Consider the following 12555-nt stretch of genomic DNA (forward strand, 5'->3'; position numbering starts at 1 on the left):
CCGGTACCGGTGAGTTACCCACGTGCCCAGGAGATCTCGTGTTGGGCGGTCTCGAAATCCCAGCTGTCGGTGCGGCGTTCGAAGAGGGCACGAGAAGGGCCGGTTGCTACCGGCCCGGCGATGCGGGCGAGGTGGAAACCGGCCCTGCGGTAATAGTCGTGTAATTCTGCGTTCGTGGTCCAAGCGTCTAGTCGGACCCAGTCGCGTTCCTGTTGGCGGGCAAGCATTGCCGCGTGCTCGAGTAGTCGGCGGCCGAGGCGCTGGCCCGCGAAGCGTAGGTCGACGATCATGTAGTGCACGATTACCGCGTCGGTCAGCTCCCACGGCGACCAGAGGCCGGGGTCGGCGCGATGATTGACGGTGATCGTGCCCGCTGGCTCGCCCGCGACCTCGGCGATCCAGGTCTCACCCGCGTCGAGGGAGCGGCCGACCCCCCTGGCGAAGATCTCGATGGGTAGCCCGCGACCGGCCACCGTCCACTGGTCGGAGCCGCGTGCGGTCAGCCACGCCGTGCGTTGCACGCGGAGCCGACAGATCACGCCGAGATCGCCAATTGTCGCTTGGCGGAGCACGGTACTCATGGCAACGAGATACCTGGCCCGTACGACACGCCGAGGGTGTTGCCGATGACCGCCATTCCTTCGGCGTCGCCGAGGTGGTAGGCGAGTCGGTTGCTCGCGGCGATGGAGCGGTGCCGGGTGGCCCGGGTGACCCGCTCGTGGTTGGCGCCGATCCGCAAGTGGTCCAGCAGAATAGTGCCGGTGGCCACGCCGAGCACGGTGGCCTCTTCGGCGGTGGCGGGCCGGGCCGTCAGGGTGTCGCGGTGCGCGGTCTCGGCCTGGCCGCGATCGGCGAGCCGACGGGTCGTGCCCTCCGGAATATCGTGCGGCGAGTCGATTCCGGTGGCCTCGGCCAGGTCTCGCGGATAGAAGCTGACCTCCCACGACCACGGCTCGTTGTCGAGATACTGAACGACCGTCCGAGCCAGCACCCAGGCATCCTCCGGCACGCCGAGCCAGAATGCGACTTCCGGGCCCGCGGGCTCCATTCGCGCACTGAACTCTTTGGACGGCACCCGATGCGCGGCGCGCGCGATTTCCTCGAAGATATCGTGCGCGGTCTTCGGCCGGTCGTGTCGAATATGGTCGGTGACTACCGATTCCAGAACTTCCTGGTTTCGCACGATGGTGCCGCGGGAAGTAGCTGTATAGACGAGATTTTCGGTGACCAGGACCTGAATCGCGTTGCGAGCCGTAGTAAGCGATACCTGCATGTGCTCTGCCAGTTCCGTGTGGCTGGGCAACCGATCACCCGGTTTCCACTTGCCTGCGCGGATCTCCTCGCGGAGGAGGTCTGCGATCCGGTGATATGTCGGACCGTCCGCCATCTTGCTCCTCGGTTGGTCGTGCAGGTAACGAAGTGTACTCTTCGTGACTTCCTACGGCCCGGTAACGCTTGACAGGTGCCTTCAGAGGTTTATTGTAATGAACGTCCTGATCCGGTGTTGTGCGGCGATGACGGCGAGGCAACGTGGCAGGTTCGGATACAACGGTCGTAATGGCTCTCCCTGGCACACTGCGGTGTGCCGATTCGGTGGTGCAGTCCCAAGGTCCTGGGCTGCTTCCCACTTCGGATCTACTTGTTCGGGCGTGTCGTGGGCACCGCGTGGTCGGTGGTCCGCTGCTCTGGTTCGCCCGCGATCTCGCGGTGCTGCACGAGCGGCGACTGGTCGGCCGTGGCGGCTCGGTGGACACCGATCCGCTGGTGGTCCTCGAAATCGAGCGCCGCAGAGTCGAATTGGTGATGGCCATCGATGACTGGGTCGCGCGCAGTGTGCCCCAGCACCGGCTCGGTGCGACCCTGCACACCGAAACCGTCGGCGCGGTCATCGACCGCCTCGCCGAGTCCTCGGTGCGCGCGCACCACGCCCTGATGACCCTGGACGCGCACGACGAAAGATTGCACGGCGCTTGGCATCACCTTGCCGAGCTCGCCGACGCCTACGACGATCTCGTCCGCGACATCCTCGCGGGCCGACGTCGTCTCCCCGAGTGGTAGCTGCCCGCTGCGGCTCGAACTTGTAGCCCGCGAACCAGTTTCGCCCCCGCCCGGCCGAAGCAGCCGGGGTGCGAGGTCGCTCGAGTGTGAGGTCACACAGACGGTCCATACGTTTCACAGACGCTGTAGTCCCTGTGAAGCGTATGGACGCTCTGTGAGTACGCCTCGAAGACCCCATCCGCCCGTGTCACGTGACGGTGTGACGCGGGGTGTTTCAGGGGTGGTAGCGGCGGTGGTCGGTGGCGAAATCGTCGGCGATGGTGGCGGCGAGTTCGACGTAGGCGCGCTTGGTCTGCTTGTGCAGGCGGTGCAGGTCGATTTCGGCGCCCTCGGACATGTGCGTGTCGAAAGGAATGATGTGCACGGCGCGGCAGCGGGACAGGAAGTACTCCCGCAGTTGCAGGATGCCGACATTGGGGGAACCCGCGCGTGGTGAGTTGATCACCACTACCGCGTTGCGCACCAGGTGGTCGTGTCCGTGCAGCGACAGCCAGTCCAAAGTCGCTGCGGCGCTGCGGGCGCCGTCGATCGCGGGGGAGGAGATCAGCACCAGCGAGTGGGCCAGATCGAGCACGCCCGACATCGCCGAGTGCATGAGTCCGGTGCCGCAGTCGGTGAGGATGATGTTGTAGAACCGCTGCAAGATGCGCGCCACCGCGCGGTACTCGTCCTCGCTGAACGCCTCCGAGGCAGCCGGATCGCGTTCGCTGGCAAGCACTTCCAGTCGGCTGGTGGCTTGCGAGGTGTGCCTGCGCACGTCCGAGTAGCGCTGGATCGACGGATCGAGCAGCAGGTCGCGCACGGTGGACCTGGTCTGCAACGGCACCCGCTGGGACAGCGTGCCGAAGTCGGGGTTGGCGTCAACGGCGATCACCCGGTCACCGCGGATCGACGCGAAGATCGACCCGATACCCATTGTCGTGGTGGTCTTTCCGACGCCACCCTTCAGCGAGAGCACCGCGATCCGGTAGTCGCCGCGCACCGGTTGCCTGATCCGGGCGACCAACTCCTGCAGCCGCCGCTCCTCGGCGGACAGCCCCGGATTGATCGCGCCACCCGACACGTGGTGCACGGCCTTGCGCCAACCACTGCCCGGCGACTTCTTGGCTCGCCGCATCGGCACATCGTCCAGTGACGGCGGCGGTCCTTGCTGATACTGCACACCCGGCGGGTACTGCGGTGGTACACCGGGTGTTCCAGGATGCTGCGGACGGCCCTGCGGCTGGCCCCACTGCCCGGCCTGCGGTCCCGGTGCCTGGCCACCCACGAAACCGCCGGGTCCCTGCGGCCCGTGCTGTTCACTACCTGGTGCCTGCCCACCGGCGAACGGCGGTGTGTGGCCAGCGGATGCCGGTCCAACCGGGTTGTGCCACGGCTCGCCCGGTCGCGGCGGCCCGATCTGCTCGTTACTCGGCGCCTGTCCACCGGCGAATGGTGCTGCCTGTCCCTCGGTTTCGCTTACCGGCGGGGTACTGCGCCATTGCTGGGGTGCCTGCGGTCCGGAATGCTCGCTGCCCGGCGCTTGGCCACCGGCGAATGGTGCTGCCGGGCCCGGGGTTTCGCTTGTCGGCGCGGTATGGCGCCATTGCTCGCCCGGTGCCTGCGGTCCAGGCGGAGCACTGACCGGTGCCTGTCGGCTGACCGGCGGTGTGTGGCCGGTGAATTCCCCTGTTGGCGCCTGGGCGGCCGGAGCGCGCCATTGCTCGCCGGGTGCTTGCGGTCGTGGTTGCTCGGGGCCCGGCGCCTGTCCACCGGCGGGTCCGCCCTGTTGGACCGGTCCGACAGGGGTGTGTTGCTGCTCGGTCGGCGGCTTCGGTTGCCCTTCAGGTCCCGGCTGCGTCGCGGTGTCGGCGGGTAGCCGGTGCCGTCCGGTGACCGGCCTGGCCGGACCGGTGCTCGCGCCCGATGAAGTCACCCAGCCGGGTGCCTGTCGAACAGGGTCGGGCTGCTCGGTTTCCGCCTGCCAGCCGGGAAGTCGCGGCCCGCCCGTCCCGTTCGGACCCGGGTACTCGGCCGCGGGTGCCTGTGGTGTGGCGGCGGGATCGTGCGGTCGATCCGTTTGCGGCGCACCGAGTGGCCCGGATACCGGCGAGCCCGCCGTGCTCGGCGTTTGCGCGCCGCCGGGCGGCCGCTGTCCGTGCTCCGGCGCCGTCGGACCCGCAGGTGCCGAACCATCGGCGGGTCCCGGGCTCGGTTGCCGCTGCGGCGGCAGACCGGGTGTCGTTGTGCCGGAACCGTGTTCCGCACCGGACTGCTCGGCACCCGGCACGCGATCTCGGTTCTGCGGCGCGATCCCGTGTTCCGGGGTTGCCGTGCCGGGGTGGTCGGCCGTCGCGGAGATATCGCCGCTCGGTGTGCGGCTCTGGCCTGGCACATCCTCGGGAGTTGGTGCGTCGCCAGGTGCGGGCGTGCGGCGTGGGTCAGCCGATCCGGCTCCGCTTGTCTGCGAATCCGGCGTGCTCGGTGCCTCGCCGGTAGGTGCGCCAACTGGTCCGGCGTCGGTCGGTCCGGTGTCTGCCGGTTCGTCGGATCCGGCCTCGGTCGCCGTCTGACCACTAGGTGCGGCGAATTCGCCTGGGGGAGGCGGAAGTTCCGGTCCGCGCCTGCTGGGCCGTTCGGCCTGCTCCGGTGCGCTACGGGCTGCCCCGAGGTCGGAGGGGGCCAGCCAGGGCGGCGGACCGTCCACACCGCGCGGCGGTGCCGTCGGCTCGTCGAGCCGGGCCGACGGAGCAGCCTCGGCGGGCGGCATTGCCGATCGTCCGCCCGGCGGGTTCCCCTGTGGCGCCGGGGGTTCGGGCAATGGCGGCCGACGGGGCGAGTCTGCCGGAGCGGCCGTCCCTTGTTCGGGCCTTGGTCCGGCCAGCCACGGCGGCGGGCCGTCGGGCTCGGGCGCGGCAGGCGCCGAACGCTCGGCCGGAGCGGCAGGCATGCCGGTGGACGCGGACGGCGGTGCCTCCGGAATCGCGGGCGGTGGTGGTAGATCCGGCCTGGCGGCTTGGTGGCGCACGGTCGCATCGTTCGACACCGGCGCTTCGGCATCGGCTCGCCTGCCCAGCGGTTGGAATGCCGGGGGCGGCGGGCCTGGGTTCCGGGTGGGCAGACCGAGGGCCGGTCCTTCGGCACGCTGCGGTGGCCCGGCCTGCCACGCGTCGTCCTGGCTCGGTGGGGCGGGCGATTCGGGGCCTGGCTGCCGCCACGCGCCGTTGTCCGGGGAATCGGGTTGCGGGGCTCGAGGTGCGCGCGGATCCGGCTGCGGCGCGCGAAGTTCCGGTTCCCGCTGCGGCACTTCCGGCCCGCGGGTGGCGGATTCGGGTGCGCGACCGACCTGGTTCGGCTGCTGCTCCGCGGCGGGCTGCTCGTCGTTCTTGTCGCGGCGCCAGCCTTTGCGGCGCTTCTCCGGGCGTGCGCTCGCCGCTTCGGAGCGTTCGCCTTCGGCTGCTGCCCGGTTCTTGAATCGACCGCGTCTGCGACTCGGCCCTTCTTCGATCAGTTCGTCAGGAGGAAGGTTCTGTACCGGCGCTTCGTAGCCGACCTGTGTGACTTCGCTCTCCGATAGCCACGGCGGCAGCATGGGGAGGCCGTCATTATTACGGCTCACGCATCCCCCTAGCTCTGCTCGACCCTCATACCTGGACAGCGGTCAGTTTACGCGACGTCCGGAGACCGCAGCGGGGCAGGAGGCCAGGGGGTCGCGGGTCCGAATTTCCTGCTCTGATCGGCGCGAAAAGAGTACCGGCGGCCGCTGCTGACAGGGGGCATTTTTGCCGGAACCGGAGGCTACCGGTAAGCTGGAGCGGCGGTGCACCTATGCGCCGACTGTTTGCGTGTCATCGGTCAGGTTCGACCGACTGGTCCATGTAAGCAGAAACAAGCCAAACAAACCAGGTTGAGCGTAACCGGGATCGCGGAGGACATGGCGAAGAAAGACGGGGCCATCGAGGTCGAGGGTCGAGTTGTCGAGCCGCTGCCCAATGCGATGTTCCGGATCGAGCTCGAGAACGGTCACAAGGTTCTCGCGCACATCAGCGGGAAGATGCGGCAGCACTACATTCGTATCCTCCCCGAGGACCGTGTGGTCGTCGAGCTGTCTCCCTACGACCTGTCGCGCGGCCGGATCGTTTACCGCTACAAGTAGTCGCTGGGATATCTCTGCTCGCGGAGAGCGCGAGCCGATGCGACTACTTGGTGTTTTGTGGGGGTGCAACCCCCACACCCCGCCCGGCGGGCTTCGCCCCCGGACCCCCGCACGGGGATCGTTAGGGCGGAATCTCGCCCCTTGGGGCGAGACCGAAGAGCCGTCGCTCGCGAGAGCGACACTCGCCCGTGAGGGCGGGACCGAAGGACCGTCGCTCGACAGAGCGGCACAACAGACTTCCCCAGCGAATCGGCTGGGGAAAAACTGTGTTCACACCCGTGTGAACCACAACAAGATTGGACGGACGTGAAGGTTCAGCCGAGCGTCAAGAAGATCTGCGAGAAGTGCAAGGTGATCCGCCGTCACGGTCGGGTCATGGTGATCTGCGACAACCTGCGCCACAAGCAGCGCCAGGGCTGATCAAGCGGGGGCGACCCCACGATCACCAGCCGGGCACCGATCACTGATCGGCTTGGCCACAAATAAAGAAGAACTCCCAGCTCCAGCCGCACGCTGCGGAAATTCCGGGTTCGCCCGGGGGCGTGTGTGCCTACCACCGGTACGGAGGCCGGTGCCCCACCAAGACGAGGGGACGGACAGGGAGCAGACCTCCGCCACAGTTAAGGAACCTGCCACATGGCACGTCTCATGGGCGTTGATCTCCCGCGCGAAAAGCGCATGGAGATCGCGCTGACCTACATCTACGGCGTCGGCCGTACCCGCTCCAAGGAGATCCTCGCGGCCACCGGCATCAGCCCGGACCTGCGCAGCAAGGACCTCAGCGACGATCAGGTGACGCAGCTGCGTGACTACATCGAGAGCTCGCCCGAGCTCAAGGTCGAAGGTGACCTGCGCCGCGAGGTGCAGGCCGACATCCGTCGCAAGATCGAGATCGGCTGCTACCAGGGTCTGCGCCACCGTCGTGGGCTGCCCGTGCGTGGTCAGCGCACCAAGACCAACGCGCGCACCCGCAAGGGCCCGAAGCGCACCGTCGCCGGCAAGAAGAAGTAGGGGATAACCGATGCCTCCGAAGTCCAGGGCCTCCGGCCCCAAGAAGACCCAGAAGTCGCGTCGCCGGGAAAAGAAGAACGTCCCGCACGGCCACGCACACATCAAGAGCACGTTCAACAACACCATCGTGTCGATCACCGACCCGGCCGGCAACGTCATCTCCTGGGCGTCGTCGGGCCACGTCGGCTTCAAGGGTTCGCGCAAGTCGACCCCGTTCGCCGCGCAGCTCGCCGCCGAGAACGCTGCCCGCAAGGCGCAGGAGAACGGCGTCAAGAAGGTCGACGTGTTCGTCAAGGGCCCGGGTTCGGGCCGCGAGACCGCGATCCGTTCGCTGCAGGCCGCAGGCCTGGAAGTGGGCACGATCTCCGATGTCACCCCGCAGCCGCACAACGGCTGCCGTCCGCCCAAGCGGCGTCGAGTCTAGCGGGAAAGGAATAGCGAAAAATGGCTCGTTATACAGGCCCCATCACCCGCAAGTCGCGTCGTCTGCGCGTCGACCTCGTCGGCGGTGACCAGGCGTTCGAACGTCGCCCCTACCCGCCCGGCCAGCACGGCCGCGCGCGGATCAAGGAGAGCGAGTACCTGCTCCAGCTGCAGGAGAAGCAGAAGGCTCGCTTCTCCTACGGCGTCATGGAGAAGCAGTTCCGCCGGTACTACGAAGAGGCCAACCGCCTCAAGGGCAAGACCGGTGACAACCTGCTTCGCCTGCTGGAGTGCCGTCTGGACAACGTCGTGTACCGCGCGGGTCTCGCGCGTACCCGTCGCCAGGCTCGCCAGCTGGTCAGCCACGGCCACTTCCTGGTGAACAACCGGAGCGTCAACGTTCCGAGCTTCCAGGTGACCCAGTACGACATCATCGATGTCAAGGAGAAGTCGCTGAGCACGCTGCCGTTCCAGGTGGCGCGCGAGACCGTCGGCGACCGTCCGGTCCCCGGCTGGCTGCAGGTCATCCCCGGCCGTCTCCGGATCCTGGTGCACCAGCAGCCGGAACGCGCTCAGATCGATGTGCCACTGCAGGAACAGCTGATCGTCGAGTACTACTCGAAGTAACGCGCGGCGTGCCGTCCTGGTTACCCGGGACGGAATCGCGCACAGCTCAACGCTGCTACTGGTGCGTGATCGCCCCGAACCGGGCGATCATGCACAACCCCTTAAACGAGGCGTCAAATAGCGGGCGCCCAAACAGGAGGATGATCCTAAATGCTGATTTCACAGCGTCCGACGCTGACCGAAGAGGTCGTCGCCGAGAACCGGTCGAAGTTCACCATCGAACCGCTCGAGCCGGGCTTCGGTTACACCCTGGGCAACTCGCTCCGGCGTACCCTGCTGTCCTCGATCCCGGGGGCCGCGGTCACGAGCATTCGTATCGACGGCGTGCTGCACGAGTTCACCACCGTCCCCGGCGTGAAGGAAGATGTCACCGACATCATCCTGAACCTCAAGGGTCTGGTCGTGTCCTCGGAGGAGGACGAGCCGGTCACGATGTACGTGCGCAAGCAGGGCCCCGGCACCGTCACCGCTGGTGACATCGTGCCGCCGACCGGCGTCGTGGTGCACAACCCGGACATGCACATCGCCACCCTGAACGACAAGGGCAAGCTGGAGATCGAGCTCGTCGTCGAGCGCGGTCGCGGCTACGTCCCGGCCGTGCAGAACAAGGCGTCCGGCGCGGAAATCGGCCGGATCCCGGTGGATTCGATCTACTCGCCGGTGCTCAAGGTGACCTACAAGGTCGAGGCCACCCGTGTCGAGCAGCGCACCGACTTCGACCGTCTCATCCTGGACGTGGAGACCAAGAACTCCATCAGCGCGCGGGACGCGCTCGCCTCGGCGGGCAAGACCCTGGTCGAGCTCTTCGGCCTGGCCCGTGAGCTGAACGTCGAAGCCGAAGGCATCGAGATCGGCCCTTCGCCGGCCGAGGCGGACCACATCGCCTCGTTCGGTCTGCCGATCGAGGACCTGGACCTCACCGTCCGGTCCTACAACTGCCTCAAGCGCGAGGGTGTGCACACCGTGGGCGAGCTCGTCGCCCGCACCGAGTCGGACCTGCTGGACATCCGCAACTTCGGCCAGAAGTCCATCGACGAGGTGAAGGTCAAGCTGCACGCGCTCGGCCTCTCGCTGAAGGACAGCCCGGCGTCGTTCGATCCTTCTTCTGTGGTGGGTTACGACGCGAGCACTGGTACGTGGAGCGACAGCGGCACGTTCAGTGACACCGACGGTGGCGAGCAGGACTACGCCGAGACCGAACAGCTCTAGGCCGCTGGGGTAGGCACCCCGGCACGGCCTCACACAAGGAGAACAAACAATGCCCAAGCCCAAGAAGGGTGCTCGCTTCGGCGGGTCGGCGTCGCACCAGAAGGCGATCTTCGCCAATCTGGCGACGGCGCTCTTCGAGCACGGTCGTATTTCGACCACCGAGGCCAAGGCCAAGGCGCTGCGCCCCTACGCGGAGAAGCTGGTCACCAAGGCGAAGGGCGGCACCCTTGCCGACCGTCGCGAGGTGCTCAAGGTGATCCGTAACAAGGACGTCGTGCACGAGCTTTTCGCCACGATCGGCCCCTCGTTCGAGGGTCGCGAAGGTGGCTACACCCGCATCACCAAGACGCTGCCCCGCAAGGGTGACAACGCGCCGATGGCGATCATCGAGCTGGTTCGCGAGAAGACCGTGACCAACGAGGCCGATCGCGCTCGCCGTGTTGCCGCGTCCAAGAAGACCGAAGAGGCCCCCGCCGCCGAGGTTGTCGAGGCAGAGGCGCCGGAAGGCTCCGCTGACGAGGCCGTTGCCGAGACCGCCGAGGTCGAGGCCCCGGCTGCCGACGAAAAGGCCGACGAAGCCAAGGCCTGACGTTCGCGTCGGAGTTCGTGAACGAGCCCGCCGCCCGCTATGCGGGTCGGCGGGTTTGTTCGTTGACCAGGAGATGGGTTGTGACGGTGGAGGATTCGGTGGGTTCAGCTGAGCAGACGGCTGCGGCGGCGTCCGCGCCCGCCCGCGCGTCGGTCCGGGTCCGGCTCGACATCAGTTACGACGGAACGGATTTCACCGGATGGGCGCGCCAGCCCGGGTTGCGCACCGTGCAGGGCGTGCTGGAGGACTCGCTGAGCAAGGTGTTCCGCGAACCGGTTCAGCTGACCGTCGCGGGCCGCACCGACGCGGGCGTGCATGCCGAAGGGCAAGTCGCCCACTTCGATACGGCTGCCGAGGTCGACGCGGGCAAGGTAGTGCATCGGATGGCGCGCTTCTTGCCGAAGGATGTGCGGATCAAGGACGTTCGCGTCGCTCCGCCCGAATTCGACGCCCGCTTCTCGGCGATTCGCCGTCACTATGTGTACCGGCTGACCACCGCCCGCTACGGTGCCGAGCCGTTGCAGGCGCGCAGCATCGTCGCCTGCCGCCACGACGTCGATATCGACGCTATGCGCGCGGCATCGCGAAAGCTGTTGGGCTTGCACAACTTCGCGGCCTTTTGTCGTCGCAGGGAGGGCGCGACGACCGTGCGCGAACTCCAGCGTTTCGACTGGGAGCGCGATGGTGATCTGCTCACCGCCTATGTCAGCGCGGACGCTTTCTGCTGGTCCATGGTCCGCAGCTTGGTCGGTGCCGTCCTGGCCGTGGGGGAGGGCCGACGCACCCCGGAGTGGGTCGGCAGCCTGCTGAACGACACCGAACGCTCCAGCTCGGTCACCGTGGCCCCCGCGCACGGTTTGAGCCTGATCGCCGTCGACTATCCGGCCGACGCGGACCTTGCTGCTCGTAATGCGCAGACCAGGGAAGTGCGTACCGTGCCGGTCGGCGAAGGATGTTGCGGAGGCTGAACTCTCGTTCTCGGCGAAGTGCTCCCGCGCTGTCCGACACGCGGTCGGGTGCAGCGCGGGAGCGATCGCTTCAGTTGGATGATCCGGCTTCGATCGTCTTCTGGGATGATCCACCGGAGATTTCGATGCGGCGCGGCTTGGCCCGTTCGGCGATCGGGATCGTCACGGACAGCACGCCGTTGTTGTATGCGGCGCTGATCTTTTCGGCGTCGACGTTGTCACCGAGGCTCACCTGGCGCAGGTAGTTGCCGCTGAAGCGCTCGGAGGCAATCCATTGGACGCCTTCCTCGCTGGGCGCGCTGCGCTGCGCGCGCAGTGTCAGGGTGCCGTTGTCGACGCTGACGTCGACCGAGCCGGGATCGACCCCGGGGAGGTCGGCGTTGAGCACGTAGTGGTCACCCGCCTTGAACAGATCCATGGGCATGAATCGCGGCGCGCGTGCGGATCCAACGGCTTCGCCGAGCAGCTGGCGCGCGACGGTGTCGATGTCATGGAATGGATCGAACCTCAGCACAGCAATCACCTCCATTTCACTAGTGGCGACGCCTGCCACCGCGGTAGGCGCCGGTAGCTGTGCACCAACAAATTTAGCACTCTCGGGTCGAGAGTGCTAATACCTTCGGGCGGATTTTCCGCCGTGACTTCGCCCGGAATACCGGTCGCCGCACGAAGGTTCGCAGTGTCATGACATTCGATGCGCTCGGACGGTTCGGTGTATGGCGGGAGTACTTCGGGTTCAGCCCGCAGGACGCACGCGAGTTGGAGGAATTGGGCTACGGCGCGCTATGGCTCGGCGCCTCGCCGCCCGCGGATCTGTCGACCGTCGAGCCGTTGCTCGAGGCGACCGAGTCCATCACGGTGGCGACCAGCATCGTGAACATCTGGGCCGCGCCCGTCAAGGAGGTCGCGGAATCGTTCCACCGGATCGAGGCGCGATTCCCGGGGCGTTTCCTGCTCGGGATCGGCGCGGGCCATCCGGAGCACACCGGCGCGTACCGCAAGCCCTACGACGCCCTCGTCGAGTACCTGGACGAGTTGGACGCCGCGCAGGTTCCGGTGGCGCGCCGGGCGGTGGCCGCGCTCGGTCCCCGGGTACTGGAGCTGGCCGCGGCGCGGTCCGCCGGTGCGCTGCCCTATTTCGTGCCCGCCACGCACACCGCGCAGGCCCGCGCGACGGTCGGACCGGACGCGTTGCTCGCGACCGAACACAAGGTCGTGCTGAACGACGATGCGCGGCAAGCGCGTTCGGTCGCGGCGGACAAGGCCGGGTTCTACCTTGGTCTGACGAACTACGTGTCGAACCTGCGCAGGCTCGGCTTCACCGACGACGAACTCGCCCTGCCCGCCAGCGACCGGGTCCTCGACGCCGTCGTCGCGCACGGCACGCCCGAGCAGGTCGCCGCACAGCTCACCGCGCACCTGGACGCTGGTGGCAACCACGTGGCGGTCCAGGCTCTCGGCGACGACTACCTTGCCGATCTGCGCATCCTGGCCCCGCTGCTGAACCTCCGCGGCTGAAGCCGGGAAGCATCGTC

The 12555-nt window shown here is 67.4% G+C and carries 14 protein-coding genes; 10 read left to right on the forward strand and 4 right to left on the reverse strand.

Going from position 1 to position 12555, the window contains the following annotated elements:
- Positions 1–14 precede the first annotated feature (14 nt).
- Together KV110_RS05010 and KV110_RS05015 are read right to left on the reverse strand one after the other, a co-directional pair.
- Complete coding sequence (locus KV110_RS05010; RefSeq protein ID WP_218473854.1) at positions 15–581, reverse strand: GNAT family N-acetyltransferase; 567 nt, start codon at positions 579–581, stop codon at positions 15–17.
- Positions 578–1387: a GntR family transcriptional regulator gene (locus KV110_RS05015; protein WP_218473856.1), complete on the reverse strand. Its 810-nt coding sequence runs from the start codon at positions 1385–1387 to the stop codon at positions 578–580. The genes KV110_RS05010 and KV110_RS05015 overlap by 4 nt, the downstream gene beginning before the upstream one ends.
- A gap of 278 nt (positions 1388–1665) precedes the next feature.
- On the opposite strand from KV110_RS05015, the gene KV110_RS05020 reads away from it, so the two are divergent.
- Positions 1666–2058, forward strand: coding sequence for a DUF4254 domain-containing protein (locus KV110_RS05020; protein WP_218473858.1), 393 nt, complete (start codon positions 1666–1668; stop codon positions 2056–2058).
- Between the two features lie 214 nt (positions 2059–2272).
- Here the strand turns inward: KV110_RS05020 and KV110_RS42000 are convergent, their stop codons facing one another.
- Positions 2273–5656, reverse strand: a complete 3384-nt coding sequence (locus KV110_RS42000; protein WP_246634351.1) for a MinD/ParA family ATP-binding protein — start codon at positions 5654–5656, stop codon at positions 2273–2275.
- A 315-nt stretch (positions 5657–5971) separates the two neighbouring features.
- On the opposite strand from KV110_RS42000, the gene infA reads away from it, so the two are divergent.
- The 8 genes from infA (at position 5972) to truA (ending at position 11020) form a co-directional block, all read left to right on the forward strand.
- Positions 5972–6193 (forward strand): translation initiation factor IF-1, encoded by a 222-nt coding sequence (gene infA, locus KV110_RS05030; protein ID WP_003418601.1) that lies wholly within the window; start codon positions 5972–5974, stop codon positions 6191–6193.
- 306 nt (positions 6194–6499) lie between these two features.
- Positions 6500–6613 carry a 50S ribosomal protein L36 gene (gene rpmJ / locus KV110_RS05035; protein ID WP_011207363.1) on the forward strand — a complete coding sequence of 38 codons (114 nt, stop codon included), beginning with the start codon at positions 6500–6502 and terminating at the stop codon, positions 6611–6613.
- A gap of 216 nt (positions 6614–6829) precedes the next feature.
- Positions 6830–7204, forward strand: coding sequence for a 30S ribosomal protein S13 (gene rpsM / locus KV110_RS05040; protein ID WP_218473860.1), 375 nt, complete (start codon positions 6830–6832; stop codon positions 7202–7204).
- 10 nt (positions 7205–7214) lie between these two features.
- Positions 7215–7628: a 30S ribosomal protein S11 gene (gene rpsK / locus KV110_RS05045; RefSeq protein WP_040731638.1), complete on the forward strand. Its 414-nt coding sequence runs from the start codon at positions 7215–7217 to the stop codon at positions 7626–7628.
- Between the two features lie 20 nt (positions 7629–7648).
- Entirely contained in the window at positions 7649–8254 is a 606-nt protein-coding gene (gene rpsD / locus KV110_RS05050; protein ID WP_218473862.1) for a 30S ribosomal protein S4, read from the forward strand.
- 150 nt (positions 8255–8404) lie between these two features.
- On the forward strand, positions 8405–9463 hold the full coding sequence (locus KV110_RS05055) for a DNA-directed RNA polymerase subunit alpha (RefSeq protein WP_014981770.1): 1059 nt from the start codon (positions 8405–8407) through the stop codon (positions 9461–9463).
- 49 nt (positions 9464–9512) lie between these two features.
- The gene (rplQ, locus tag KV110_RS05060) at positions 9513–10052 is read left to right on the forward strand and encodes a 50S ribosomal protein L17 (protein WP_218473864.1); all 540 of its coding nucleotides are present in this window, start codon (positions 9513–9515) and stop codon (positions 10050–10052) included.
- A 98-nt stretch (positions 10053–10150) separates the two neighbouring features.
- Positions 10151–11020: a tRNA pseudouridine(38-40) synthase TruA gene (gene truA, locus KV110_RS05065; protein WP_218478178.1), complete on the forward strand. Its 870-nt coding sequence runs from the start codon at positions 10151–10153 to the stop codon at positions 11018–11020.
- A gap of 70 nt (positions 11021–11090) precedes the next feature.
- Here truA and KV110_RS05070 read toward each other — a convergent pair whose 3' ends face one another.
- Complete coding sequence (locus tag KV110_RS05070) at positions 11091–11534, reverse strand: Hsp20/alpha crystallin family protein (protein ID WP_218478179.1); 444 nt, start codon at positions 11532–11534, stop codon at positions 11091–11093.
- A 170-nt stretch (positions 11535–11704) separates the two neighbouring features.
- On the opposite strand from KV110_RS05070, the gene KV110_RS05075 reads away from it, so the two are divergent.
- Positions 11705–12538, forward strand: coding sequence for an LLM class F420-dependent oxidoreductase (locus tag KV110_RS05075; protein WP_218473865.1), 834 nt, complete (start codon positions 11705–11707; stop codon positions 12536–12538).
- Positions 12539–12555 lie beyond the last annotated feature (17 nt).

Source organism: Nocardia iowensis (assembly GCF_019222765.1).
Taxonomy (GTDB): Bacteria; Actinomycetota; Actinomycetes; order Mycobacteriales; family Mycobacteriaceae; genus Nocardia; species Nocardia iowensis.

Coding starts and splice junctions, on each gene's coding strand:
- KV110_RS05010 (WP_218473854.1), bottom strand. CDS start 581: ATGAGTACCGTGCTCCGCCAAGCGACAATTGGCGATCTCGGCGTGATC.
- KV110_RS05015 (WP_218473856.1), bottom strand. CDS start 1,387: ATGGCGGACGGTCCGACATATCACCGGATCGCAGACCTCCTCCGCGAG.
- infA (WP_003418601.1), top strand. CDS start 5,972: ATGGCGAAGAAAGACGGGGCCATCGAGGTCGAGGGTCGAGTTGTCGAG.
- rpsM (WP_218473860.1), top strand. CDS start 6,830: ATGGCACGTCTCATGGGCGTTGATCTCCCGCGCGAAAAGCGCATGGAG.
- rpsK (WP_040731638.1), top strand. CDS start 7,215: ATGCCTCCGAAGTCCAGGGCCTCCGGCCCCAAGAAGACCCAGAAGTCG.
- rpsD (WP_218473862.1), top strand. CDS start 7,649: ATGGCTCGTTATACAGGCCCCATCACCCGCAAGTCGCGTCGTCTGCGC.
- KV110_RS05055 (WP_014981770.1), top strand. CDS start 8,405: ATGCTGATTTCACAGCGTCCGACGCTGACCGAAGAGGTCGTCGCCGAG.
- rplQ (WP_218473864.1), top strand. CDS start 9,513: ATGCCCAAGCCCAAGAAGGGTGCTCGCTTCGGCGGGTCGGCGTCGCAC.
- KV110_RS05075 (WP_218473865.1), top strand. CDS start 11,705: ATGACATTCGATGCGCTCGGACGGTTCGGTGTATGGCGGGAGTACTTC.